Origin of the sequence: Jannaschia sp. S6380 (genome assembly GCF_023015695.1) — a bacterium.
Taxonomy (GTDB): domain Bacteria; phylum Pseudomonadota; class Alphaproteobacteria; order Rhodobacterales; family Rhodobacteraceae; genus Jannaschia.
Map to the genome: position 1 here is coordinate 418,906 of NZ_JALKAS010000002.1, position 25,261 is coordinate 444,166.

Consider the following 25,261-nt stretch of genomic DNA (forward strand, 5'->3'; position numbering starts at 1 on the left):
CGGGCGCGCGCGCCCTATAAGTCAGGTCCGACAGGATGGGGGCGCGACGGGCATGACGCAAGACGACCGGAAGACCACGCATTTCGGAAACCAGACCGTCCCGGAGGAGGAGAAGGCCGGCCGCGTCCACGGGGTCTTCACCAACGTCGCGTCGAAATACGACGTGATGAACGATGCGATGTCGATGGGCATCCACCGGGTCTGGAAGGATGCGATGCTCGATTGGCTGGCGCCGCGGGCGGGGCAGCGCCTGCTCGATGTGGCGGGCGGGACGGGCGACATCGCCTTTCGCTTCCTGTCGCGCGCGCCTGCCGCCACGGCCACCGTCTGCGACATGACCGAAAGCATGCTGGTCGCCGGTCGGGGCCGCGCCGAGGCCGGGGGCTGCGCCGACCGCCTCGACTGGGTGGTGGGCGACGCGATGGCGCTGCCCTTCGCCGATGCCTCCTTCGACGTCTACACCATCAGCTTCGGCATCCGGAACGTCACCCGCATCGACGAGGCCCTGCGCGAGGCGTATCGCGTCCTGCGCCCGGGCGGCCGACTGATGGTGCTGGAGTTCAGCCACCTGCCCAACCCGCTGATGCAGCGGGCCTATGATCTCTACTCCTTCAACGTGATCCCGCGCATGGGGCAGGCGATCGCCGGGGATCGCGACTCCTATCAGTACCTCGTCGAGAGCATCCGCAAGTTCCCCGACCAGGACCGGTTCGCCGGCATGATCGTCGACGCGGGCTTCGGCAACGTGAAGTACCGAAACCTGAGCTTCGGGATTGCCGCGCTTCATTCGGGTTGGAAAATCTGAGGTGAGGGGCCCCCACAACATCGTCCGCCTGATCCGCACCGCCGGCACGTTCGAGCGGACCGGCGCGATGGATGTCGTCCTGGAACAACTGCGCGCGCCCCGCGAATTGCGGATCGCGGCGCGCGTGATGGGCTGGCCGTTCCGCTGGCTGGGCTTTCGAGGCGATCCGGACCTGCCGCCTGTCACCCGGGCGCTGACCGCGCTGGGACCCAGCTACATCAAGCTGGGCCAGATCCTGTCGACGCGGCCCGACTTCGTGGGAGACGACCTGGCCCTGCAGCTGCGCGTCCTTCAGGACAAGTTGCCGCCTTTCCCCACCGCGCGGGCCCGCGCCATGATCGAGGCCGACCTGGGCCTGTCCGTCGAGGCGCTCTTCGAGGAGTTCAGCGAGCCTGTGGCCGCGGCGTCCATCGCGCAGGTGCACCAGGCGCGCCTTGCGGGAAGTGGCCGGAAGGTCGCCGTCAAGGTGCTGCGCCCCGGCATCGCGCGGGCCTTCCGGCGCGACATCGACGCGTTCTATTTCGCCGCCCGGATGATCGAGGTGCTGTCCCCCTCCACCCGGCGTCTGCGGCCGATGGAGGTCATCGCCCATTTCGATGCCACCGTGCAGCAGGAGCTGGACATGCGGACCGAATGCGCCGCCGCCGCCGAGTTCGCGGCCAACACCGCACGCGACGAAGGGTTTCGCGTGCCCAAGGTCGAGTGGGGCCTGTCGGGGCGCGCGGTCATGACCCTCGACTGGGAGGAGGGCGTGCAGATGGCGGATCTCCAGGCCATCGACGCGGCCGGGCACGACCGCGCGCAGCTCTCGGAGCGGGTGATCGCGATGTTCCTGCGCCATGCCCTGCGCGATGGCTACTTCCATGCCGATATGCATCAGGGCAACCTGAAGGTGGCGCCCAACGGCGACGTGGTCGCGCTCGATTTCGGGATAATGGGGCGGCTCGACGAGTATACGCGGCGTGTCTATGCCGAGATCCTGATGGGGTTCATCCGCAAGGATTACCGCCGCGTGGCCGAGGTGCATTTCGAGGCGGGCTACGTCCCGCCCGACCGCGACATCGACCAGTTCGCCCAGGCGCTCCGCTCGGTCGGGGAACCGATCTTCGGTATGGACGCGTCGCGGATCTCGATGGGGCGGCTCCTGGCCTATCTCTTCGAGGTGACGGAGCGATTCGGGATGGAGACGCGGACCGAGCTGATCCTGCTGCAGCGGACGATGGTCGTGGTCGAAGGGGTGGCGCGGACGCTCAATCCGCACATGAACCTCTGGACGGCCGCCGGTCCCGAGGTGGAGCGCTACATCCGCGAGAACCTCGGCCCCCGCGCCTTCGCGCGCGACCTGGCGCGGACCGCGCGCGTCCTCGCCCGTTTCGGCCCCCACCTGCCGCAGGCGGTGGAGGACGCGCTGCGCCGTCCCGAACGCGTGACCGTCCGGACGGAACGGCCGTCACCGGCGGCCGCGCCGCTGTGGTTTCTGGCCGGCATCGCCGCGACCAGCGTCGTTCTTGCGCTGGCGGGACTTTTCTAGGCCAGTCGGCGTCAGCCCGTCTCGGCGGCGCGGATCGATTCGAGCGATGCTAGGGCCAGCCGGACGCCGCCATCCAGGATGACCTCCGCACCGCCATCGCCCAGGACGACCTCGGTCACGGCGGCGTAGTGCGACACCGCGATCGGATCGAGCGGTTGTTCGCCAGACCAGGAGTCGACACGCAGCGTGTAGTGCCCGTCCGGGACCGTCGCCCCTTGCCCCGATGCGGGCCAGCCGAGCGTCGTGGCGTTCGGATCGATGTCATGCCGCCCGACCTCGCGCCCGGTGTCGTCCAAGACGACCAGCTCCGCACGGTCTGCAAGTGGGGGGACCGATGTGTGGAGAACGGTGGTGCCCCCGGTATGGCCGACCGGACCGGAATGCCGGAACTCCATGCCGATATACTGCGCCGCCCCGGTCACCTGTTGCGCATCGAGGCGCGCGATCATCTGGCCGAGTAGGTCGTTGGTCTGCACGGACTGCTCCACATTCGAGAATGTCGCCAACTGGGCGGTGTACTCCGTCGAATCGGCCGGTTGCAGCGGATCCTGGTTGCGGATCTGCGCCGTCAGCAGGGTCAGGAACATGTCGAAATCGGACGTGGCCGACGCGGCCCCGGACGACGCGGGTGGGCGGGCCGATGCCGTGGGGGCCGTCGCGGTTGATGTGATATCCATGGATCCTCCTAGAAACGCAGGTCGAGGCGGCCGCCGGGAACAGGGGTCGGCCGGCGGGCCGCGATGTCGGGGTGTTCCGGCTCGACGATGTCGGCCGCGTCCGCCTGGTGGTGCTCGGCCCGGGCCGGACGGTCCTCGCCCCCGCGACGCTGTCCGGTTCCAATGTCGATGGAGCCAAGGGTGACGCCGTCGGCCAGGAGCGATCGGTGCAATCCTTCGAGGTGACGCCGGACCGCTTCGACTGACTCGGGTCGCTCGATCAGGACGGCGAGGTGCAGTCCGCGCTCGGTCGTGTTCAGTGTCAGCCGCAGGCGCCCGAGCTCGGCCGGCGCCAGTTCCAACTCCGTGCTCAGGTCGCCGTCGCCTGCGCGCAGCTCCACGCCGTCACCGTTGACGCCGCGGAGAAGCTGGCCGATCCGCTGGGGAACGTCCTGCCGAAGCTCCGCCAGCAGAACGGGTCGGGCGCCGTCCTGGCTATCCATGCGGGTCGCGCCGGAGACTGCCCCGACGGACCAATCGCGCGGGATGGCATCCGGGTCGGCGGGTCGGTTCGCCGCCAGTTCCGTCAAGAGCGCGGTCAAGTCGGGCGACAGGGTCGGGCGGGCGGATTTTGCCAAGACGGCTGCGTCTTGCGGAAGGGCGAAATCGGTTGCGGCCCGGGCCGAGCCGGCCTGCGTCGCGTTGGACGGATCCGGGCCGTCGGCGGCTGAAGGCGAGGTGCGGGGGTCTTCGGCGCGCGCCATGACGGGTTTGGCGACCGTGCCGGCATGTCCGACCGCCGGACCGACACGTGATGCGGAAACATGAGCAGGATCGGCTGCATGTATCGCCGCCGTGCCCGACCCGGACGGCAGCGTTTGTCTGGCGTCCGGCCCGATGTTCCGATCGATCGTTCCCGGCCGGTCCGCCCCGGCCGCCCCCGACCGACCCGCAAGCAGTCCGTCGATGCCATCCTTGGCGGCATGGATGCCGAACGGGAGGGCCGGAACCGGTGGCACGGCATCCGCGGCGTCCCGATGTCCGCCATCGGGCACGAGCCGATCCAGGATTGCGGAATCGTCCATCTCGGGTTGGTCGGGATCGGCATCGGTCCCTTCCGGTTCGGCTTCGCCCGGTTCGGCATCTTCGGTCGGGGCGGTATCCGCCCTTGGCCCGCCAGCCATGGCCTCGCCAATCGCGAACATGGCGCGAAACTCCGAAGCGGCGGTTTCGCCTGCAGACGTATCAGGGGTCTCCCGCGTCCGCGCGTCGCCGCGGGATGGGGCGGGTTTCGGGCCCGTGGGAACGAGCATGGCGGCAATCTCGGGCATGGGTCCTCCGACGAGGGGAATCGGTTCACCGACACAGGGCTAAGGCGCCCGCGTTACGAATTCCTTTACTCGCAGGTGATCCATTGACGCCGACGCATCGCGGAAAAGGAGAGACGGATGATTCCGACGTCGGCTTCCATCAATGTGGCGGCGCCGAATGCCACGGCCACCCTGTCGCCCTCCCGACAGGACGCCCTGCGCGCGCAGGCCACCGAACTCGAGGCATTTCTCTTCGCGGAGATGTTGCGCGTCTCGGGGACCGGGTCGCCGTCGCCCTCAGGGGGCGGCGAGACGCAGTTCGACAGCTTCCTGCGGCAGTCGCAGGCCGAAGCGGTCGCCGCCAGCGGCCGGACGGGCCTTGCGGAGGCGATCTACCGGTCGCTGGTACGCGCCGTTTGAGGCAGGCTCAGCTGCAGCGCGGCAGCTGCTGGCGGTACATTTCGGCGCGCCCCTCGATCTCGCCCGCGATACGGACGAGCCATGGCTTGCCGTTATAAGTGCCGCGTCGATACCCGGTCCGGCCGTCGTGATAGGCCAGGTACTGGTTGCGCGCGTCGGCCAGCGAAATGCCCAGTTCGCGCTGCGTCTGCACCATATACCAGCCCATGAAGTCCGTGGCGTCGCGGATGTCGTCGCGACGCGACCGTCGGCCACCCTCCTGAAGTTGATATTCCTTCCAGGTCGCATCGAGCGCCTGCGAATAGCCGAACGCGCTGCTCTGACGGCCGACCGGAATCACGCCCAGGGAATAGCGCAGCGGTGTTCGCGCATCCGATATGAACTTCGATTCCTGATAGATGGTCGCCATCTGGACGTGGACGGGCACGCCCCATTTTCGTTCGGCCGCCCTGAAGGCCCGCAGATATCCGGGCCGTTGCGCCAGGATGGAACAGGCGTCGTCCAGGTTCCGCGGGGCACGCCCCTCACTGCCACCCCCGCCGCACGCGGCCAGAAGAAGCAGACAGCCGATCTGCACAAGTCGTTTCATGATTTCACTGCCCGGTCTTATTGATCTTACCGATTTTCTGGAAGTCTAGCGCATCCGGGGGCGGTCTGCCAATCGTCTCAGACGAAGAAGGCCAGGATAAGGGGCAGCGTGCCGATCGACAGGATCGTCGACACGACGACCATGCCCGCGACGGGCTCCGCCTTCGCCCCGTACTTGAGCGCCAGAAGATAAGACGTGACGGCTACCGGCGTGGCCAGTTGCACGGTCAGAACCGCGGTCGTCACCTCGTCCAGCGCGAACGCGGATGCGGTGACCAGCGCCAAACCGGTACAGACCGCCACCTTGACCAGCGACAGGCCCGCCACCGGCAGGAACGCCGCCGGCCGGATCCGCGCGACGGCGACGCCCAACGTGATGAGCATCAGCGGAATGCCCATTTGCCCCACCAGCGTCAGCGCCTCGAATGCGACCGCGGGCACGGACCAGTCGCGCCAGAGGAACAGCGCGCCCAGCAGGGTCGCGGCCACCATCGGCTCGCGAAGGGCACGGGCCGGGCTGGCACTGCCGGCGACGATCATCAGGCCGACCGTGAACTGCAGGATCGCCGAGACCGAGAACACCACCACCGCATATCCCAAACCCGCCTGCCCGAAGGCCAGCAGGGCCAGGGGCAGGCCCAGGTTTCCGGTATTGCCGAAGACCAGCGGGGCCCAATACGTTCGCCGGTCGAGACCCAGGGCGAGGCAGATTGCCCCAAAGGCCGCCAGTATGCCGGCATAGGCGGCAAGCGCGGCCATCGCCAAACGTCCGGCCGCGTCGGCCTCCACCTCGCCGCCGGCAAGCGCCACGAAGATCAGGCAAGGGATCGCCAGCGTCATCGCCAGCCGCGTGACGAAGACCGTATCGTAGTCGTAGCCCAGCCGGACCCAGGCAAAGCCGATGGCCGCCAGCAGGAAGACGGGCGCGACGATCTGAAGGACTGTAAAGGCCAGAGTCACAGTATGTTTCCATGGTTTTGACCGCGCGCCAATTTACAACCCGCCGCTCTGCGGGATAGAAATGAGGCGGGAAAAGGGCAATGCCATGCTGAAGAACGAAGCCAAGTACGGCCTCGGAGAGGTCGTTCGTCACAAGAAACACCCCTTCCGGGGGGTGATCTTCGACGTGGACGCCGTCTTCTCGAATACGGAAGAATGGTATGACGCGATCCCGCAGGACAGCCGCCCGCGCAAGGATCAGCCGTTCTATCACCTTCTGGCCGAGAATGACGAAAGCTACTACGTGGCTTACGTCTCGGAACAGAACCTGACGCTTGACCGCTCGGGCGAGCCGGTCACGCATCCCGACCTGGGCGACCTCTTCGGGGCGTTCGACGGTCGACAGTATCCGCTGCATTTCGACCTGAACTGAGGTTCGGGCTTAAGCCGATCTTCACGTTCGACGGCGAAACCTGCTCCACGACGGGGTGGAACGGGCGCAGGACGGCATGGACGGATCGGGTATCGAGACCGCCTATCAGGAGGAGCGGCGGCGCAGGCTCGCCGCGGAACGCACGCTGGACCACGTTCGCCGGGAACTCGCGCAGGCGCATTCGGCGCTCGTGGCCAATTCCGACCGCCTTTCGCGACGCTACCTGTCGGAACGGGAAGAGAATCTGCGCCTGTCCGAACGCCAGCAGGGCGTGCTGGCGCAGCGACGGGAGGCCGCCAAGCGCGCCGATCGCGCGCGCCGCCGCCTGTGGCATGCGCTGGAGGCGATGCGCGACGGGTTCGCCGTCTTCGACGCGTCAGGCCGACTCGTCGCCGCGAACCATGTCTATCTGGGCCTGTTCGACGGGGCGTCCGGCCTGGGTCCGGGCGTCCATGCGCAGGAGATATTCGCCGGTGCGGCCGAGGAGGGGGCCTTCGATATCGGCGATGCCTCGCCCGAGGCCTGGGCGCATGCGCAGGTCGCCCGTTGGCATGCGGAAATCGTCCCGCCCCAGATTCTGCACCATTATGACGGGCGGATCCTGCGGTTTCAGGACCGGCGGGCGCCGGACGGCGATGTGGTCTCGCTGGTGCTGGACGTCACCGAGGATCGCACGCGCGAGGCCGCGTTGATCGATGCGCGCGACGCGGCCGAACGGACGGCGCGGATCAAGGCCGATTTCCTGGCCCGGATGAGCCACGAGATACGGACGCCGATGAACGGGATCCTCGGCATGACGCGCATGCTGATCGACGAGGGGCCCGGAGGGGAGGCCGGCTTGCTTGCGCGGACGATCCACGACTCGGCCGATGCGTTGCTGACCATCGTCAACGACACGCTCGACGTGTCTCGGTTGAACGCGGACAGGCTGACCCTGCGCGAGGCACCCTTCGATCTGGAGCGGCTGCTGGGCGACTGCCTGCGGTTGGCCGGCGCCGGGGCGCGGCCCGGTGTCGCCGTCGCGCTGGACTGTCCGATCGGCTTGCCGGGCACGGTCCGGGGCGATGCGGGGCGTGTCCGCCAAATCGTGATGAACCTTCTGGGCAACGCGGCGAAGTTCACGCAGGTCGGCTCGATCGTCCTGCGCGTGGCCCGGGTGGATGCCGATCCGACCCAATTCGCAATCACCGTCGAGGATACCGGCCCCGGGATTGCCGACAGCGATCGCGATGCCGTGTTCGAGGCATTCGGACAGGGCGACCTGTCCGAGGATACGATGCGCGAGGGAACGGGCCTCGGGCTGACGATCTCGCGGGGGCTGGCCGAACGGATGGGCGGAACGCTGACCCTGCAGCCGGACACGGGTTCAGGTGCGATCTTCACGCTGGTTCTGCCATTGCCGTCTCAGACGGCCGGCCTAGGCCCGGACGATTTCCCCCGGCGTCTGGCGCTGTCGCCCGGCGGGGGGGTGCAGGCTGACCTGATCGGTCGGCAGCTCGCGGCAGCGGGCATCGCCGTGACGTCCGACGTCGCCGGCGCCGCGCATGTCCTGCTGCCAATGGCACTTCCCGAGACGGCGCAGCGGCAAGTTCTGGCCAAGATGACACCCGGGGCGAGGCTGGTCGCCCTCGGCCCAGGCGGTGACGCGGCGGCGGAGGTGATGGAGCGGGCCGGCGCGATCCTTCCGCCGCCCTTCGCCTGGGCCGATCTCGTTTCGGCCTTCGGGGCCGAACGCCAGGCCGGCGCGGAGCCGGACGACCGGCCGCGGATCCTTCTGGCCGACGACAATGCGACGAACCGTCTGCTTCTGGACCGGATGTTGAAGGACACCCCTTACCAGGTGGAACTGGCCGCCGGCGGCGCCGAGGCGATCGCGGCGGCGCGGCGGGCCCGGCCGGATGTCGCCGTGCTCGACATCTCAATGCCGGATGTCGACGGCTTTGAGGTGGCCGCCGCGCTTCAGGAGTTGCCGGGCCCGGCCGTTCCGATCCTCGCGCTGACGGCCCATGTCGGCGCCGAGATGACGACGCGGTTGCGGAACGCCGGCTTCGCCGCACATCTGACCAAGCCACTTTGCAAGGATGCGCTGCTCGAGGCGGTCGCGGCGGCTCTCAGCCCAGCGTCACCCGATAGTGTCCCGTGACCGTATCCCGGCAGTTGCGGATCGGCCCCACGGTCAGGCGCTTCGCGACCGGTGCCCCTGCGTCAAGGACGCCCAGACGGACAAGCAGCGCGGCGATCACCCCTTCGGCCGCACGCGTTCCGCCATCGACGATCTTGAGCGCGATGCCCCGGTCCAGTTCCGGCACGATCGCGACGAAGACGGCCTCCGCCCCCGTCTTGACCGCGACGCGCCCATCCATCGCGCGCATCAGATCGGTGCAGGCCCGACCTTCGCCCGCGACCAGTTCCGGCTGCGCGCCCATCGCGCGGGTCAGCCGCGCCATCGCGTCGGCCCGCGCATCCGCGCCTTCGCGGGCGGCGGCGAAACGACCCATCGCGGTACCCAGCGCATCCAGGCGCGTGGCGAAGTTGGGGGCCGAACAGCCGTCGATCCCGAAGCCGGGGCTTTCCATGCCGGTCACCTCCTCGAAGGCGCGGCGCACAGCCTGTTGGACGGGGTGATCGGGGTCGGCATATTCCGGCCCGGCACCCAGATGGCGCGCCAGGGTCAGGAACCCTGCGTGCTTGCCCGAACAGTTGTTATGAAGCTGACACGGACCCGCGTCTGCGCGGATCAGATCCGCCTTGGCCGCGTCCGAATAGGGCATGTGCGATCCGCAGCGCAGATCGCTCTCGGTCAGGCCCAGGTCGGACAGCCAGGCCGCCACCTCTCCGGTGTGGATCTCGGCGCCCTGGTGGGATGCGCAGGCCAGGGCCAGGCGCCGGTCGTCCAGATCGCGCCCGGCGCCCGACTCCAGAAGTGGCAGCGCCTGGATCATCTTGCAGGACGAACGCGGATAGATCACCGTCGACGGGTCGCCCCAGGCTTCCACGATCCCGCCCGATCCGTCGCATATGACCGCATGACCGCGATGCACCGATTCGATCCGGTCCCCGCGGACCACCTGCATCAGATCGACCGCCCCGTCGTTCACCTCGGCCATGTGTCCTCCATGCGCGAAAACTTGCCGCACGGGCTTTCCGAGCGGGTTCGCGTCGGGCTATCACTGCGGCGCAATATTGGGAACCGCGCGACCCGGGTTCGCCAAGCCCGGACCAACCGGGCGATCGGGGCCGCAACAGGCGACAGAGGCTGAGACAGTGATGATTTCTAAGGCGATCGGTACGGCAATCCTGGCGCTGGCACTGACGGTGCCCGCTTACGCGCAGGACAGCTCCAACCGCGTGAACACCGAAACCGACTGGTCCGTCTTCGTCGAGGACAACCCGACCCAGTGCTGGATCGTCTCGGCCCCCAAGTCCATCCGCAACACGCGCGACGGACGCGAGGTCGCCGCACGTCGCGGCGATATCCGCCTGTTCGTCAGCTATTGGCCCGGATCGGACAAGAAGGGCGAGGTCTCCGCGACCGGCGGCTATCCCTATGCCGACGGATCGACCGTGACGCTTGAGATCGGGTCCGACCGGTTCGAACTGTTCACCGATAACGAGTTGGCCTGGGCGGCCTCGCCCGAGGAGGACGCGCGGATCATCGCCGCGATGAAGCGCGGTGCCAGCGCCGTGGTCTCCGGTCAGTCGGGCCGCGGCACCCGGACCGAGGACACGTTCAGCCTGCTGGGCTTTACCGCGGCCGTGGCCGATGCCGAACAGCGCTGCGGCGGCTGATCCGCCATTTGTGATTCGCGGCGGGCGTCCCTATATGGGGCGCCCGTTCCCGTTCCGGAGGCCCCGATGCAAGCGCCCATCACGCAGGACGTCCACACGATCCCCCGCAAGGCGCCCGAGGGGGGGAAGCCGAACCTGATCGGCCTGACGCGGGTGCAGTTGCGCGACGCGTTGATCGCGATGGGCACGCCGGAACGCCAGGCGAAGATGCGGACGGGGCAGCTTTGGCAATGGCTGTATCACTGGGGGGTGCGCGATTTCGGGGCGATGACGAACCTCGCCAAGGATTTCCGCGCCCTGCTGGCGGAGCATTTCGTGATCGAACTGCCCGAGGTGGTCACGCGCCAGATCTCCGACGACGGCACGCGCAAATATCTGGTCCGCATCGCCGGCGGACATGAGGTCGAGGTGGTCTACATCCCGGAGGAGGGACGCGGCACGCTTTGCGTCTCCAGCCAGGTGGGCTGCACGCTGACCTGTTCGTTCTGCCACACCGGGACGCAGAAGCTGGTCCGCAACCTGACGGCGGGCGAGATCGTGGGCCAGGTCATGCTGGCGCGCGACGACCTGGGCGAATGGCCCGAGCCGGGTCAGGGCACGGGCGAGAACGGGCCGCGGCTTCTGTCGAACATCGTGCTGATGGGGATGGGCGAGCCGCTCTACAACTTCGAAAACGTCCGCGACGCGATGAAGATCGTGATGGACGGCGAGGGGATCGCGCTCGGCCGTCGCCGCATCACGCTGTCGACCTCGGGCGTCGTCCCCGAGATCGCGCGCACCGCCGAGGAGATCGGCTGCCTTCTGGCCGTCAGCTTTCATGCGACGACGGATGCCGTTCGTGACAAGTTGGTGCCGATCAACAAGCGGTGGAACGTCGAAACGCTGCTGGACGCGCTGCGCGAGTACCCCAAGGCCACCAACAGCGAGCGGATCACCTTCGAATACGTCATGCTGGACGGCGTGAACGACAGCGACGCGGACGCGCACCGGCTTGTCGAACTGCTCGATGGCATTCCGGCCAAGGTGAATCTGATTCCGTTCAACGAATGGCCCGGTGCGCCCTACAGGCGGTCGTCGAACAACCGTATCCGCGCTTTCGCGACGATCCTGATGCAGGCGGGCTATGCCAGCCCGATTCGCACGCCGCGGGGCGAGGATATCATGGCCGCCTGCGGACAGCTCAAGTCGGCGACGGAACGGTCGCGGAAATCGCGCGCCCAGATCGCCGCGGAGGCGGGGCTTTAGCGGGCGGCAAACCGGCCGGGCGGCGTTTTGTCCGGACGCGGCATCAGTCGACGAAATCGTCGATGCGATAGCCCTGCAGGTAGAGAAGCGCGGTGAGGTCGCCGTGGTTCACGCGGCATTGCGCCTCGGCCTGCACGGCGGGTTTCGCGTGTAGCGCCACGCCCAGGCCCGCGCGCTCCAGCATGCCGAGGTCGTTCGCCCCGTCGCCCACGGCGATCACGTCTGAGGGCGCGATCCCCATCTCGGCGGCGAACGCCTCCAGCGCGGCGACCTTGGCCGCGCGCCCCAGGATCGGCGCGCCCGGCGCGCCGGTCAGCCGGCCATCCGCGATCAGCAGCGTGTTCGCCCGGTTCCAGTCGAACCCCAGGCGCGCGGCCACGACCTCCGTAAAGGCGGTGAATCCGCCCGACACGAGCGCGGCCTTCGCCCCGTTCGCCTTCATCGTCGCGACCAACGTGGCGCCGCCCGGCATCATCGTGATCCGGTCGCGTAGGACCCGGTCGATCACCGATGCGTCCAGCCCGGCCAGAAGGCCCACGCGTTCGCGCAGCGCGCCCTCGAAGTCGATCTCGCCGTTCATGGCCTTGGCGGTGATCGCGGCGACCCGGTCGCCGACGCCTGCTTCGGCGGCCAGCTCGTCGATGCATTCCTGCCGGATCATCGTGCTGTCCATGTCCGCCAGCAGCAGCCGCTTGCGCCGCCCATCCCGGGGCACGACGTTCAGGTCGATGCCCAGCAGGTCCAGTTCGGCGCGCGCGTGATCCAGCGTATCGGGCAGCATCTCGTGGTCGAACTCCGCCGCGACCCCGCGCGACAGCCACCGCGCCGTGCCCCCGCCCCAGCCGTTGCGCAGCGCCTCGATCAGCGGCGGCTCCAGCCCTGGGGCTTCGGGGTCGCAGGTAAGGATCGTGGTGAACATGGCGCATCCGTCGGTCGGCGCCGGACGGTCCCGGCCTTGTCTGCGGACTAGCGTCATTATGGCCCTTGCGCGACCCCTCGGCTGCGAATACCGACACAGGCGGGACACCCTTCCCCAACGAAGGGCGCTTATCTGGAAGGATAGCACAGTGACGACGAACCAAGCGGGCGCGCGCCCCGCCACGAAACCCGTGAACCCGCGCTTCTCCTCCGGCCCCTGCGCCAAACCGCCGGGCTATACCCTCACCGACCTGTCCGATGCGCCCCTGGGCCGCAGCCACCGCGCCGCCGTCGGCAAGGCAAGGCTGGCCGCCGCGATCGATCGGACGCGCGGCATCCTGGGCGTGCCCGACGATTACCGCATCGGCATCGTCCCCGCCTCCGACACCGGCGCCTATGAGATCGCGATGTGGACGATGCTGGGCGCGCGACCCGTCACGATGCTGGCCTGGGAGAGCTTCGGCGCCGGCTGGGTCACGGATGCGGTCAAGCAGCTTCGGCTCGATGCCGACGTGCGGACCGCCGAATACGGGCACCTGCCCGACCTGGACATCGATCCGGCCCGCGACATCTGCTTCACCTGGAACGGCACGACGTCTGGCGTGCGGGTGCCGGACGCCGACTGGATCGCCGACGACCGCGAGGGGCTGACGCTGTGCGATGCGACCTCCGCCGCGTTCGCGATGGACCTGCCTTGGTCGAAACTCGATGTGACGACCTTCTCCTGGCAGAAGGTGCTGGGGGGCGAAGGGGCACATGGCATGCTGATCCTGTCGCCCCGCGCCGTCGAGCGGCTCGAAAGCTATACCCCGCCCTGGCCGTTGCCGAAGATCTTCCGCCTGACGAAGGGCGGCAAGCTGATCGAGGGCATTTTCCGGGGCGAGACGATCAACACGCCATCGATGCTCTGCGTCGAGGACTATTTGAACGCGCTGGGTTGGGCCGGGCGGCTTGGCCTGTCTGGAATGATCGACCGGGCCGAGACCTCCGCGCGCCACGTCTGGGACTTCTGCGAGGGGCGCGACTGGATCTCGAACCTCGCCGTCGATCCGGCCACCCGGTCCACCACCTCGGTCTGCCTGCGCTTCACCGACGCGCCCGACGGCGTGGCCAGGCGGGTCGCCAAGCGGCTGGAAGCGGAAGGCGTGGCATACGACATCGCTGCCTATCGCGACGCGCCCGACGGCCTGCGCATCTGGTGCGGCTCGACGGTGGAGCCGTCGGACGTCGCCGCCCTGCTGCCTTGGATTGAATGGGCCTATCACGCCGAACGCGCGGCCTGACCCGAGCACCCATGGGGTCCGGCCGCCGGACCCCGCCCCCTTTTTCCCTTATAAGACAGGAGCCTGACATGGCCCCCAAAGTCCTCATCTCCGACAGCCTGTCGGACGCCGCGGTTCAGATCTTCCGCGACCGCGGCATCGACGTCACCTTCGAGCCGGGGCTTGGCAAGGATAAGGATCGCCTGGCCCAGGTCATCGGCGATTACGATGGCCTCGCCATCCGGTCGGCCACCAAGGTCACCGAGAAGCTGTTGGAGCGTGCCCCGAACCTCAAGGTCATCGGCCGTGCCGGGATCGGCACCGACAACATCGACAAGGATGCCGCGTCGCGCCGTGGCGTGATCGTGATGAACACGCCCTATGGCAACATGATCACGACGGCCGAACATGCCATCGCGATGATGTTCGCGGTCGCGCGCCAGATCCCCGAGGCCAACGCCTCCACCCATGCCGGCAAGTGGGAAAAGTCGCGCTTCATGGGAGTCGAGCTTTCGGGCAAGACCCTCGGCGTCGTGGGCGCCGGCAACATCGGCGGCATCGTCTGCGAGCGGGCGCGCGGGCTGAAGATGAAGGTCGTGGCCTACGACCCGTTCCTCTCCGAGGAGCGCGCGACAAAGCTGGGCGTCGAGAAGGTGGAGCTGGACGACCTGCTGAAACGTGCCGACTTCATCACCCTGCATGTGCCCCTGACCGATCAGACGCGCAACATCCTTTCGGCCGACAACCTCGCCAAGACGAAGCCCGGTGTCCGCATCGTCAATTGTGCCCGCGGCGGCCTGGTCGATGAGGCGGCCCTGGCCGATGCGCTGAACTCCGGCCATGTCGCCGGCGCGGCCTTCGACGTGTTCGCGCATGAGCCCGCCACCGACAGTCCGCTGTTCAACCTGCCCAATGTCGTCGTCACCCCGCATCTGGGCGCCGCCACGACCGAGGCGCAGGAGAACGTCGCATTGCAGGTGGCCGAGCAGATGTCGGATTACCTGCTCACCGGTGCGGTGACGAACGCGCTCAACATGCCGTCGGTCACCGCCGAGGAGGCGAAGGTGATGGGCCCCTGGGTCAAGGTCGCCGAGCATCTGGGCGCGTTCGTGGGCCAAATGACCGACGAGCCGCTGAAGTCGATCGAGATCGTCTATAACGGCGTGGTCGCCGACATGAACCTCGAGGCGCTGAACTGCTCGGCCATCGCCGGCGTCATGAAGGCCACGAACCCCGACGTGAACATGGTGTCCGCCCCCGTCGTCGCGCGCGAGCGGGGCGTCGAGATCTCCACCACGCGGCAGGACAAGACCGGTGCCTTCGACGGCTACATCAAGCTGGTCGTCCGGACCGAGCAGCGCGAACGCTCCGTCGCGGGCACCGCGTTCAGCGACGGCAAGCCGCGGTTCATCCAGATCAAGGGCATCAACATCGACGCCGAGGTGGGGCCGCACATGCTCTATACCACCAACCACGACGAACCCGGCATCATCGGCACGCTGGGCCAGACGCTGGGCGGGGACGGCGTGAACATCGCGAACTTCACCTTGGGGCGCTCCGATCGGGGCAAGGATGCGATCGCGCTTCTCTATCTCGACGAACAGCCGCCGCAGTCGGTCATCGACAAGCTTTGCGCGACGGGGCTGTTCCAGAACGTCTCGCCCCTGCGTTTCAACGTGTGATGATCCACGCGGTCGGCGACCTGCACGGCCAGATCGGGGAACTCGAGCGCGCCCTCGCCCTGATCGACGCCATGGGCGAAGCGGGTGCGCCGGTCGTTTTCCTGGGCGACTATACCGATCGCGGCCCCGACAGCCGGGCCGTGATCGAACGACTGATCGCGGGGCCGGAAGCCGGGCGGGACTGGATTTTCCTGCGCGGCAACCACGACCGCATGTTCCTGCGGTTCCTGCGGTTCCTGCGCGACGGCACGGTCGCCGATCCGGCGATCAGGTCGGGCAAGACCTGGCTGCACCCGGCGCTCGGCGGCGGTCGGACGCTCGCGGCCTACGGCGTGCGCGTGCCCGGGGACGAGGTGCTGTCAAGGCTGGGGCAGGAGCCCGGTCACGACGCCGATCTCGCGCGGTTGCTGGACGCGGCGCGCGACCGTGTCCCGGCCGCGCATCGGGCGTTCCTCGAAGGCACGCGGATGTTCCACGAGGCAGGCGATCAGGTCTTCGTTCATGCGGGCCTCCGCCCCGGCGTGCCGCTGGACGAACAGGTCGAGGACGACCTTCTCTGGATCCGTGAGCCGTTCCTGTTCGACCCGCGCGACCACGGGCCGCTCGTGGTGCATGGCCACACCGCCGTGGATGCGCCCGAGCATCGCGACAATCGGCTGAACCTCGACAGCGGGGCCGGGTTCGGCCGCCCGGTCACCGCGGCCCTGATCGACGGGCGCGCGGCGTGGTGCCTGACCGATGCGGGACGGGCACCGATCCTGCCGTGACGGCCGGCTTGCGCCACGGGCGCCGCTGCGGTGAGATGCGGAACCTGGAGGGCCCAACATGAGCGATATCGTCATCCTGTCCGGTGCGCGTACCGCGATCGGCACCTTCGGGGGTAGCCTTGCCGGGACGCCGCCCATCGACCTGGCGACCGTGGCCGCGACCACCGCTCTCGACCGTGCGGGGCTTGACCCGGCACAGGTGGGCACGACGGTCTTCGGCCACGTCATCAACACCGAACCGCGGGACATGTATCTCAGCCGCGTCGCCGCGATGCGGGCCGGCGTGCCGGAAACGACGCCGGCGATGAACGTGAACCGCCTTTGCGGCTCGGGCGTGCAGGCCATCGTGTCCGGTGCGCAGGCCCTGATGCTGGGCGATGCGGACTTCGCGCTGGTCGGCGGGGCGGAGTGCATGTCGCGTGCGCCCTACATCCTGCCCGATGCCCGCTGGGGCGCGAAGATGGGCGACGCGCGGGGCCTCGACATGATGCTGGGGGCGCTGAACTGCCCCTTCGGCACCGGCCATATGGGCGTCACCGCCGAGAACGTGGCCGCCGAGCACGGGATCACCCGCGAGGATCAGGACGCCTTCGCCCTGAGCAGTCAGGAGCGCGCCGCCGCGGCCATCGCGGCGGGCCGTTTCGCCGACCAAATCGCGCCGGTCACAGTCCGTGCGAAGCGGACGGAGGTCGCGTTCGACACCGACGAGCATCCGAAGGCCACCACCGCGGAAGCGCTCGCCGGCCTGCGCGCGGTGTTTCAGAAGGACGGGACCGTCACGGCGGGGAACGCGTCGGGCATCAACGACGGCGCGGCCGCTCTGGTACTGGCCCGCGCCGATGCGGCCGAACGGGCGGGCCTGACGCCGCGCGCCCGGATCCTGGGCCATGCCCATGCCGGCGTGCGGCCTGAGGTCATGGGCATCGGGCCGGTTCCCGCCGTTCGGCAGCTCTTCGCGCGCACGGGGCTCGACGCGGAGGATTTCGACGTGATCGAATCGAACGAAGCCTTCGCGTCGCAGGCCCTCGCGGTGACGCGCGAACTCGGTCTCGACCCGGCGCGCGTGAACCCCAATGGCGGCGCGATCGCGCTGGGGCATCCTGTCGGGGCCACGGGCGCGATCATCACGGTCAAGGCGCTCTACGAGTTGGAGCGGATCGGCGGGCGCCGGGCATTGATCACGATGTGCATCGGCGGCGGCCAAGGCATCGCCCTCGCCATCGAGCGGATCTGATCCGTCAGTAACCCAGTGCACAGCCATCCTTGCGCGGATCGCTCGCCCCTTCCAGATAGCCGCTCTCGTCGATGCGGATCGCCTGGGCTCCGCCGATGGGCAGGTCGGGCACCTCGATCGTATGGCCCATTTCGGCCAGCGCGGCGCGGGTATCGGGGCCGTAGCCCGCCTCCAGCTTCAGCGCGCCGGCATCGGCGAAGCTGCGCGGTGCGTCGATCGCCGTCTGCGGGTCCATTCCGAAATCGGTCATGTTCGACAGGAACCGCACGTGACCATTGGGCTGATAGGCCCCGCCCATCACGCCGAACGGCATGGTGACGCGGCCCTCTTCGCGCAGCATGCCCGGAATGATCGTGTGCATCGGCCGCTTGCCGGGTGCCATCTCGTTCGGATGCCCCTGCGTAAGGTTGAATCCGGCGCCGCGGTTCTGGAACAGGATGCCGAACCGGTCCGATGCGAGACCGGCGCCGAAGCTGTGGAAGATCGAATAGATCAGCGACACCGCCATCCGGTCGCGGTCGACGACGGTGATATAGACCGTGTCACGGTGCACCGCCTCGGTCAGCGGGGCCGCGGCGGCCATGGCGCGACGCGGATCGATCAGCGCGGCCAGCCGCTCCGCGACATCGGGGTCGAGCATGCGGTCTAGGTCGGTCACGTGGTCCGGATCGGCCAGGAACCTGTCGCGCGCGTCATAGGCCAGCTTGGCGGCCTCGGCCTCGATATGGGTGCGGGCGGCGCCGAACGGGTCCATTGCGGCCACGTCGAACCGCGCGAGGATATTGGCCATCAGGATCGCCGTCGCGCCGTGACCGTTGGGCGGGTGTTCCAGCAGCTCCGTATTTCCGTAGGTCCCGGAAATTGGTGTCGTCCAATCATGCGCGGTGGCGGCGAAATCGGCCATGGTCTGGCAGCCGCCCGCCGCGGTCAGCGAACGAACCATGTCCTCGGCCACCTCGCCCTCGTAGAAGGCATCGCGCCCGTCGCGGGCGATGCGGCGCAGCACCTCGGCCTGCCCGGGCAGGGCGAACCGGGTGCCGATCTCGACGGGGCGCCCGCCCGGCAGATAGATCTCGCGCGCGTGGCCCTGCAGACGATCGGCCGCCGCACGCCAGTCGAGTGCCACGCGCGGCGCCACCGGCACGCCCGTCTCGAAGTAGGGAATGACCGGTCCGAGCGTGTCGGCAAGACCCAGGCTGCCATGCCTTTCCGAGAGCGCGCAGAACGCATCGACGGCACCGGGCACGGTGACCGCATCGGCCGAGCCGATGGGAACCGCCGTCTCGCCCATCTCGCGGAGCCGTGCGGCCGAGGCCTCCTTCGGCGCACGGCCCGACCCGTTGAGCGCGACGACATCCTCCGCGCCCGCGGGTTTGAGCAGCACGAAGCAATCGCCGCCCAGCCCTGTCATCTGCGGTTCGCACAGACCCAGGAGGATCGCGCCCGCGATCGCGGCATCCACGGCGTTTCCGCCGCGCGACAATGTGTCGATCGCCACCTTCGCCGCCAGCGGGTGGGACGTGGCGCACATTCCTTCCGTGGCGAGTACGGGGGATCGGCCAGGTCGGTGAAAGTCGCGCATCATGCCTCGCTCGGGCCCATCGGGCCACTTGGTCCGGCCGTAAGCCTAGGGCCGGCAGGCCGGATTGCCAGACGATATCGGACGGTGTCGGGAGGTATGACACGACCCGTGGCCCAGCCCCGGCGTCAGACCGACGCGTCGAGCCGGAAGCTGAGTCGATTGGCCCCGGCGTCGCGTTCGTACATCATGTCGCGCGCAAGCGAATGAATGATGAACCAGCCGAACCCGCCTTCGGGCAGATCGGGAATACCCCCGCCCATTTCCGGCAGGGCCGCGTGGGTCAGCAGCCGGGGCGGCAACGGCCGCCCGCGATCGATGGTTTCGACCAGAAGCGATGCGTGTCGGGTGCGGACGGTCAGGCCGATGCACCCGTCGCCACCCGCACCGACGGAATGTTCCACGATGTTGTTGAGCACCTCGCCCAATACGATGGCGAGGTCGGACCGAAGGCCATGGCAATCGGAATGATCGGCCACGATGGCCGCGACGGCGTCGATCTGGCGGGCGACCGCCTCCGGCGTGGCGGGGAAACGGGTGTCCACCATCTCGGCCGGGGGGGGGCCGACCTCGCGTTCCATCAGGCCGCGTCCAGGTCCGATCCGGCGGGCGGGGCGTCGTGCAGCACGAAGACACTGTCCATCCGCGTCAGTGTCAGGACCTTGCGCACGATCGGACCGCAGCCCGCGAGCTCCAACCGGCGGTCGTTATCGAGCAGCTTCATGACCGCGACGAGCGCACCCAGGCCACTGCTGTCCAGGAATTCCACGCGGGACATGTCGATCATCACGCGGCCGTCGAACCCCTGAATCAGCGTGCGCACCCGTTCCTTGAAGACCATCGCCACCGCTGCGTCGACACGAGGGTCCCCCAAGGTCAGCAGCAGGACGTCCCCGCGAATTTCACTGTCGATTTTCATCGGTCACCTCACCTTGGCCAAGCGCACTGGAAAGCGGCGCGTCAGAGTGGCAGGCTAGCGGCTGGGCCTTACCGAAACGTGAACGGGGACGAGATGCAGCAGGTGGTGATCGCGGGGGCGAAACGGACCCCGATGGGCGGCTTCCAAGGGGCACTGTCCGGCGCCACGGCGTCGCAAATGGGCGGTGCGGCCATCGCGGCTGCGATGTCGGATGCGGGCGTCAGTGCCGACCAGGTCGAGGAAATCCTGATGGGTTGCGTCCTGCCGGCCGGTCAGGGCCAGGCGCCGGCGCGGCAGGCGGGGTTCCAGGCCGGCCTGCCCGAGGACGTGCCCGCCACGACGCTCAACAAGATGTGCGGCTCGGGCATGAAGGCCGCGATGATGGCGCATGACCAGATCGCGCTCGGCCGGACCGGCGTGATGGTCGCGGGGGGTATGGAATCGATGTCGAACGCGCCGTACCTGCTGCCCGGAATGCGCGGCGGCGCGCGACTGGGGCATGGGGCGGCGGTCGACCACATGTTCCTGGACGGGCTGGAGGATGCCTACGACAAGGGCCGCCTGATGGGCACCTTCGCCGAGGACTGCGCCGAGGCCTATCAGTTCACGCGTGAGGCGCAGGACGAATACGCGCTGCGGTCGCTGAGCCGCGCGCAGGAGGCCATCGCGTCGGGCGGGTTCGACGGCGAGGTCGCGGCCTATACCGTCGCGACCCGGAAGGGCGACGTGACGGTCGGGCAGGACGAGCAGCCGGGCACGGCGCGGCCCGACAAGATCCCGACGCTGAAGCCCGCGTTCCGCAAGGACGGGACCGTGACCGCCGCGAATTCCTCCTCGATTTCGGACGGGGCGGCGGCGCTGGTGCTGGCCGGTGGGGATGTGGCCGCGGCCGAAGGGTTGCCGGTGCGGGCGCGCATCCTTGGCCATGCGAGCCATGCGCAGGCTCCTGGGCTGTTCACGACCGCGCCGGTGCCGGCGGCGCGCAAGCTGATGGACGCGTTGGGCTGGACGACCACGGATGTCGACCTGTGGGAGGTGAACGAAGCCTTCGCGGTCGTGCCGATGGCATTCATGCACGAGATGGGCCTGAGCCCCGAAAACGTCAATGTGAACGGCGGGGCCTGTGCGTTGGGCCATCCAATCGGCGCGTCGGGCGCGCGGATCATGGTGACACTGCTTCACGCCTTGGAGGCGCGGGATCTGAAGCGCGGGATCGCGGCCATCTGCATCGGCGGGGGCGAGGGCACGGCCATCGCGATCGAGCGCCCGTAGCATCGGGCGGGCCAGCCCCCCCCCGCGCTCCTCGAGGTACTTCCGGCAAGATGAGAGCCATCATCGACTATCCCGCCCTGCAACGCACGGTCGCCGCCCTGACCGAAGGGGAGGATGACGAGATCGCGCTGATGGCGACCGTGGCCTGCGAGGTGCATCACGCCGACGACCGGTTCGACTGGACCGGGTTCTATCGCGTGGTATCGCCGGGGTTGATGAAGATCGGGCCGTATCAGGGCGGGCACGGATGCCTGGTGATTCCGTTCGCGCGGGGCGTCTGCGGTGCGGCGGCGCGAACCGGAGAGGTGCAGCTGGTCGCGGATGTCGACGCGTTTCCCGGCCACATCGCCTGCGCGTCGTCGACGCGATCGGAGATCGTGCTGCCGGTCTTCGGGCCGGGCGGCGATCTGATCGCGGTCTTCGATATCGACAGCGACCGGCCGGACGCGTTCACCGCGGAGGACGCGCGTGAACTGACGAAATTGCTGGCCGCGACCTTCGGGCGATGAGCTATCTGCGCGCGCTGATGGGGACGCATGCACGGGCGGGGACGCTCGACTGGATCGGGGTGCGACCGGCGCGACGGGCTGAGATGGTCGCGCTCGACCGGGTGGCGGTCGGGCCGACGCTTGCGGGCGACCACGCGGCGCCAGGCAAGCGGGCCGTGACGCTGATCCAGGCTGAACATCTGCCGGTGATCGCGGCGCTTTGCGGTCGCGCCGTCACCGAAGGCGCGCTGCGGCGGAACCTGGTCGTGTCGGGGATCAACCTCGCCGCGTTGAAGGGCCGGGCGGTGCGGATCGGCGGCGCAATGCTGCGCCTGACTGGACCTTGCGCGCCCTGTTCGAGGATGGAGGAGACCTTGGGCCGGGGCGGCTATTCCGCCGTCCGCCACCACGGCGGCTGGTGCGCGGAGGTGCTGTCGCCTGGCGAGATCGCCCTCGGCTGCGCGGTGGCGCCGGAGGCGACGCCGTGATCCGCCGTGCGACGGTCGCGGACCGGCAGGCGATCCGCGACCTGCATCTGGCGTCGTGGCGGGATGCCTATACGGCCGAGTTGCCCGTGGCCTATCTGCGCGACGGGCTGCCCGCCGACATGGACGCGAAATGGGCCGCGCGGACATTCGCGCCGCCGGAGGTTACGCTCGTGGCATTTACGGATGACGAACTGACGGGGTTCGTCTGCGCGCTCTGCGACCGGGATCCGCCGCTGATCGACAACCTGCATGTGCGCCCCGATCTGCGGGGGGGCGGAACCGGGGCCAAACTTCTGGCCGCGATCAGGGTCGCGCTGCGCGCGGCGGGGTTCGCGCGCGCCTATCTGACGGTGCTGGAGTCGAACCCGCGGGCGCTTGCTTTCTACTTGGCGAATGGTGGCTTGGACGAGGGGTCGGTGGAGGACGTCATGGTCGGTCGCACGGTGCGGGCGCGGCGCATCGGCTTCGATCTTCAAACCCCGGACGGGATGGGGTAGGCGGGCGGGAAACCGATCACGGGACGCCCGACCATGAAGTTCACCCTTTCCTGGCTGAAACGCCATCTCGACACCGATGCGACCGTCGCGGAGATCGCCGAGGCGCTGACCGATCTGGGGCTGGAGGTCGAGGGGGTCGAGGATCGGGCGGCGAAGCTGCGCGACTTCACCATCGGTCACGTCAAGTCGGCGGAGAAGCACCCCGATGCCGACCGGCTGCGCGTCTGCCAGGTGGAGACGGACGAGGGCGTGAAGCAGATCATCTGCGGCGCGCCGAATGCGCGGGCGGGGATCAACGTCGTGGTGGCGAAGCCCGGCGTCTACGTGCCCGGCATCGACACCACCATCGGCGTGGGCAAGATCCGTGGGATCGAGAGCTTCGGGATGATGGCGTCCGAGCGCGAGATGGAGCTGTCGGAGGAGCATGACGGCATCATCGAGTTGCCCTCGGGCGAGGTGGGGCAGCGGTTCACGGACTGGCTGGCCGAGCATGATCCCGCCAAGGTGGACCCCGTTATCGAGATCGCGATCACGCCGAACCGGCCCGATGCGCTGGGCGTGCGGGGGATTGCGCGGGACCTGGCCGCGCGGGGGTTGGGCACGCTGAAGCCATTGGAGAGTCCGGTGATCGAAGGCGGGTTCGATTGCCCGGTGGACGTGACCATCGACGACGACACGCGGGACGGCTGCCCGGTCTTCGCGCTGCGCATGATCCGGGGCGCGACGAACGGGCCGAGCCCGGATTGGCTGCAGGATCGGTTGCGCGCCATTGGCCTCAGGCCGATCAGCTTCCTGGTGGATGTGACGAACTGGTTCACCTACGACCTGAACCGGCCGCTGCATGTGTTCGACGCGGATGTGGTGCAGGGCGACCTGCGGGTGCATCGCGCGGCGGGCGGCGAGACGATCACGGCGCTGGACGACAAGGACTACACGTTGCCCGAAGGCGCGATGGTCATCAGCGATGCGTCCGGGGTCGAGAGCATCGCGGGCATCATGGGCGGCGCGCATTCGGGCGTGACCGCGGGCACCGTCAACGTGCTGGTGGAATCGGCCTATTGGAATCCGGTGCAGATCGCGATGACAGGCCGTGCGCTGAAGATCAATTCGGACGCGCGCTACCGGTTCGAGCGGGGGGTGGACCCGGCGTTCACGCCCGAGGGGCTGGACCATGCGACGGCGATGATCCTGGCCCATGCGGGCGGCGAGGCGTCGGCGATGGTCGTGGCGGGCGCGGTGCCCGATACGTCGCGGGCCTACCGCCTGGACACCGACCGGGTCGAGAGCCTGGTGGGCATGTCGATCCCGGCCGAGGAGCAGCGCGCAACGCTGGCGGCGCTGGGCTTCCGGTTGGACGGCGACATGGCGCATGTGCCGTCCTGGCGGCCGGACGTGCAGGGCGAGGCCGACCTGGTCGAGGAGGTGGCGCGGATCGCGTCGCTGACCAGGCTGGAGGGCAAGCCGATGGCGCGCCCGGCGCAGGTTCTGCGCCCGGTCCTGACGCCGATGCAACAACGCGAGCGGATGGCGCGGCGGACGGCGGCGGCCCTGGGCTACGACGAATGCGTGACGTATTCGTTCATCGACGCGACCTCGGCGGCGCTGTTCGGCGGCGGGACGGACGCGACACGGCTGGAGAACCCGATTTCCTCCGATCTGAGCCACATGCGGCCGGCGTTGCTGCCGGGCCTTTTGCAGGCGGCCGCGCGCAATCAGGCGCGGGGAATGGGCGATTTGGCCCTGTTCGAACTGGGCGCCGCCTTTCACGGCGGCGAGCCGGGCGAACAGCATCTGCTGCTGACCGGCCTTCTGACGGGGCACACGGGGCCCCGCTCCGTCCATGGCGACCGTCGACCGGTCGACGTGTTCGACGCCCGCGCGGATGCCGAGGCGGTGCTGGCCGCCATCGGTGCGCCGGCCTCGGCCCAGGTGATGCGCGGCGTGGCGGATTGGTGGCATCCGGGGCGGTCGGGCAAGATCTGCCTCGGGCCGAAGAAGGTGCTGGCCGTGTTCGGCGAAATCCATCCCCGGATCTTGCGTGCGATGGGCGTCAAGGGGCCGGCGGTGGGCTTCACCATCTGGCCGGCCGAAGTTCCCTTCGCCAAGTCGGCGGGGGCCACACGCGGCGCGCTGGCCCTTTCGGACCTGCAGATGGTGGAGCGCGATTTCGCATTCGTGGTGGATGCGCAAGTCGAGGCGCAGGCCGTGGTGAACGCCGCGCGCGGTGCTGACAAGGCGCTGATCGCGGACGTGCGCGTCTTCGACGAGTTCGTCGGCGGGACCCTGGGCGAGGGGCGCAAGTCGCTGGCCCTGTCTGTGCGCCTGCAGCCGACGAAGGCGACGCTGACCGACGCCGAGATCGAGGCGGTCGCCGCCAAGGTGGTCGAGAAGGTTACCAAGGCCACGGGGGGCGAGCTGCGCGGCTAGGCCGCGCGGCGT

The 25,261-nt window shown here is 68.8% G+C and carries 25 protein-coding genes; 16 read left to right on the plus strand and 9 right to left on the minus strand.

What is annotated here, in order from left to right:
• Positions 1-52 precede the first annotated feature (52 nt).
• Both ubiE and ubiB read left to right on the plus strand, forming a co-directional pair.
• Positions 53-805, plus strand: a complete 753-nt coding sequence (ubiE, locus tag MWU52_RS15090; protein ID WP_246953697.1) for a bifunctional demethylmenaquinone methyltransferase/2-methoxy-6-polyprenyl-1,4-benzoquinol methylase UbiE — start codon at positions 53-55, stop codon at positions 803-805.
• 1 nt (position 806) lies between these two features.
• Entirely contained in the window at positions 807-2,336 is a 1,530-nt protein-coding gene (gene ubiB, locus MWU52_RS15095; protein ID WP_246953699.1) for a 2-polyprenylphenol 6-hydroxylase, read from the plus strand.
• An 11-nt stretch (positions 2,337-2,347) separates the two neighbouring features.
• On the opposite strand, the gene MWU52_RS15100 is transcribed toward ubiB, so the two are convergent.
• Entirely contained in the window at positions 2,348-3,013 is a 666-nt protein-coding gene (locus MWU52_RS15100) for a flagellar hook capping FlgD N-terminal domain-containing protein (protein ID WP_246953701.1), read from the minus strand.
• A gap of 8 nt (positions 3,014-3,021) precedes the next feature.
• Entirely contained in the window at positions 3,022-4,197 is a 1,176-nt protein-coding gene (locus MWU52_RS15105) for a flagellar hook-length control protein FliK (protein ID WP_246953703.1), read from the minus strand.
• Positions 4,198-4,440: 243 nt separating this feature from the next.
• On the opposite strand from MWU52_RS15105, the gene MWU52_RS15110 reads away from it, so the two are divergent.
• A complete protein-coding gene (locus MWU52_RS15110) occupies positions 4,441-4,722 on the plus strand; it encodes a rod-binding protein (RefSeq protein ID WP_246953705.1) in 282 nt (93 codons plus the stop codon).
• Positions 4,723-4,729: 7 nt separating this feature from the next.
• Here MWU52_RS15110 and MWU52_RS15115 read toward each other — a convergent pair whose 3' ends face one another.
• Both MWU52_RS15115 and MWU52_RS15120 read right to left on the minus strand, forming a co-directional pair.
• Positions 4,730-5,311 (minus strand): lytic transglycosylase, encoded by a 582-nt coding sequence (locus tag MWU52_RS15115; RefSeq protein WP_246953706.1) that lies wholly within the window; start codon positions 5,309-5,311, stop codon positions 4,730-4,732.
• A 77-nt stretch (positions 5,312-5,388) separates the two neighbouring features.
• Positions 5,389-6,270 carry an AEC family transporter gene (locus MWU52_RS15120; RefSeq protein ID WP_246953708.1) on the minus strand — a complete coding sequence of 294 codons (882 nt, stop codon included), beginning with the start codon at positions 6,268-6,270 and terminating at the stop codon, positions 5,389-5,391.
• A gap of 85 nt (positions 6,271-6,355) precedes the next feature.
• Here MWU52_RS15120 and hspQ point away from each other — a divergent pair, with 85 nt between their 5' ends.
• Together hspQ and MWU52_RS15130 are read left to right on the plus strand one after the other, a co-directional pair.
• Entirely contained in the window at positions 6,356-6,682 is a 327-nt protein-coding gene (gene hspQ / locus MWU52_RS15125; protein WP_246953710.1) for a heat shock protein HspQ, read from the plus strand.
• A gap of 55 nt (positions 6,683-6,737) precedes the next feature.
• Entirely contained in the window at positions 6,738-8,825 is a 2,088-nt protein-coding gene (locus MWU52_RS15130) for an ATP-binding protein (protein WP_246953712.1), read from the plus strand.
• Here MWU52_RS15130 and MWU52_RS15135 read toward each other — a convergent pair.
• Positions 8,794-9,789, minus strand: coding sequence for an asparaginase (locus MWU52_RS15135; protein ID WP_246953714.1), 996 nt, complete (start codon positions 9,787-9,789; stop codon positions 8,794-8,796). The genes MWU52_RS15130 and MWU52_RS15135 overlap by 32 nt on opposite strands.
• A gap of 160 nt (positions 9,790-9,949) precedes the next feature.
• Here MWU52_RS15135 and MWU52_RS15140 point away from each other — a divergent pair, with 160 nt between their 5' ends.
• Positions 9,950-10,471 (plus strand): invasion associated locus B family protein, encoded by a 522-nt coding sequence (locus MWU52_RS15140; RefSeq protein ID WP_246953716.1) that lies wholly within the window; start codon positions 9,950-9,952, stop codon positions 10,469-10,471.
• 66 nt (positions 10,472-10,537) lie between these two features.
• Positions 10,538-11,716, plus strand: a complete 1,179-nt coding sequence (rlmN, locus tag MWU52_RS15145; RefSeq protein WP_246953718.1) for a 23S rRNA (adenine(2503)-C(2))-methyltransferase RlmN — start codon at positions 10,538-10,540, stop codon at positions 11,714-11,716.
• A gap of 43 nt (positions 11,717-11,759) precedes the next feature.
• On the opposite strand, the gene serB is transcribed toward rlmN, so the two are convergent.
• Positions 11,760-12,635: a phosphoserine phosphatase SerB gene (serB, locus tag MWU52_RS15150; protein ID WP_246953720.1), complete on the minus strand. Its 876-nt coding sequence runs from the start codon at positions 12,633-12,635 to the stop codon at positions 11,760-11,762.
• Between the two features lie 148 nt (positions 12,636-12,783).
• Here serB and MWU52_RS15155 point away from each other — a divergent pair, with 148 nt between their 5' ends.
• The 4 genes from MWU52_RS15155 to MWU52_RS15170 all read left to right on the plus strand — a co-directional run bounded on the left by MWU52_RS15155 (position 12,784) and on the right by MWU52_RS15170 (position 17,579).
• Positions 12,784-13,917, plus strand: a complete 1,134-nt coding sequence (locus tag MWU52_RS15155; protein ID WP_246953722.1) for a phosphoserine transaminase — start codon at positions 12,784-12,786, stop codon at positions 13,915-13,917.
• A 68-nt stretch (positions 13,918-13,985) separates the two neighbouring features.
• Entirely contained in the window at positions 13,986-15,578 is a 1,593-nt protein-coding gene (serA, locus tag MWU52_RS15160) for a phosphoglycerate dehydrogenase (protein ID WP_246953724.1), read from the plus strand.
• On the plus strand, positions 15,575-16,345 hold the full coding sequence (locus tag MWU52_RS15165; RefSeq protein ID WP_246953726.1) for a metallophosphoesterase family protein: 771 nt from the start codon (positions 15,575-15,577) through the stop codon (positions 16,343-16,345). The genes serA and MWU52_RS15165 overlap by 4 nt, the downstream gene beginning before the upstream one ends.
• A gap of 58 nt (positions 16,346-16,403) precedes the next feature.
• Entirely contained in the window at positions 16,404-17,579 is a 1,176-nt protein-coding gene (locus MWU52_RS15170) for an acetyl-CoA C-acyltransferase family protein (protein ID WP_246953728.1), read from the plus strand.
• Between the two features lie 4 nt (positions 17,580-17,583).
• Here the strand turns inward: MWU52_RS15170 and MWU52_RS15175 are convergent, their stop codons facing one another.
• From MWU52_RS15175 to MWU52_RS15185, 3 genes are all read right to left on the minus strand, one after another.
• Entirely contained in the window at positions 17,584-19,161 is a 1,578-nt protein-coding gene (locus MWU52_RS15175; RefSeq protein WP_246953730.1) for a gamma-glutamyltransferase family protein, read from the minus strand.
• A 125-nt stretch (positions 19,162-19,286) separates the two neighbouring features.
• Positions 19,287-19,739: an ATP-binding protein gene (locus MWU52_RS15180; RefSeq protein WP_246953732.1), complete on the minus strand. Its 453-nt coding sequence runs from the start codon at positions 19,737-19,739 to the stop codon at positions 19,287-19,289.
• Complete coding sequence (locus MWU52_RS15185) at positions 19,739-20,077, minus strand: STAS domain-containing protein (RefSeq protein ID WP_246953734.1); 339 nt, start codon at positions 20,075-20,077, stop codon at positions 19,739-19,741. Before MWU52_RS15185 ends, MWU52_RS15180 begins: the two co-directional genes overlap by 1 nt.
• A gap of 93 nt (positions 20,078-20,170) precedes the next feature.
• Between MWU52_RS15185 and MWU52_RS15190 the strand changes: the two genes are divergently transcribed.
• From MWU52_RS15190 to pheT, 5 genes are read left to right on the plus strand one after another with little or no spacing between them, the layout of a single operon-like run.
• Entirely contained in the window at positions 20,171-21,349 is a 1,179-nt protein-coding gene (locus MWU52_RS15190) for an acetyl-CoA C-acyltransferase (protein ID WP_246954618.1), read from the plus strand.
• A gap of 50 nt (positions 21,350-21,399) precedes the next feature.
• Entirely contained in the window at positions 21,400-21,858 is a 459-nt protein-coding gene (locus tag MWU52_RS15195; RefSeq protein WP_246953736.1) for a GAF domain-containing protein, read from the plus strand.
• Positions 21,855-22,325, plus strand: a complete 471-nt coding sequence (locus tag MWU52_RS15200; protein ID WP_246953739.1) for an MOSC domain-containing protein — start codon at positions 21,855-21,857, stop codon at positions 22,323-22,325. The genes MWU52_RS15195 and MWU52_RS15200 overlap by 4 nt, the downstream gene beginning before the upstream one ends.
• Positions 22,322-22,822, plus strand: a complete 501-nt coding sequence (locus MWU52_RS15205) for a GNAT family N-acetyltransferase (protein ID WP_246953741.1) — start codon at positions 22,322-22,324, stop codon at positions 22,820-22,822. The genes MWU52_RS15200 and MWU52_RS15205 overlap by 4 nt, the downstream gene beginning before the upstream one ends.
• Before the next feature lie 33 nt (positions 22,823-22,855).
• On the plus strand, positions 22,856-25,249 hold the full coding sequence (pheT, locus tag MWU52_RS15210) for a phenylalanine--tRNA ligase subunit beta (RefSeq protein ID WP_246953743.1): 2,394 nt from the start codon (positions 22,856-22,858) through the stop codon (positions 25,247-25,249).
• The last annotated feature ends 12 nt before the right edge of the window (positions 25,250-25,261 follow it).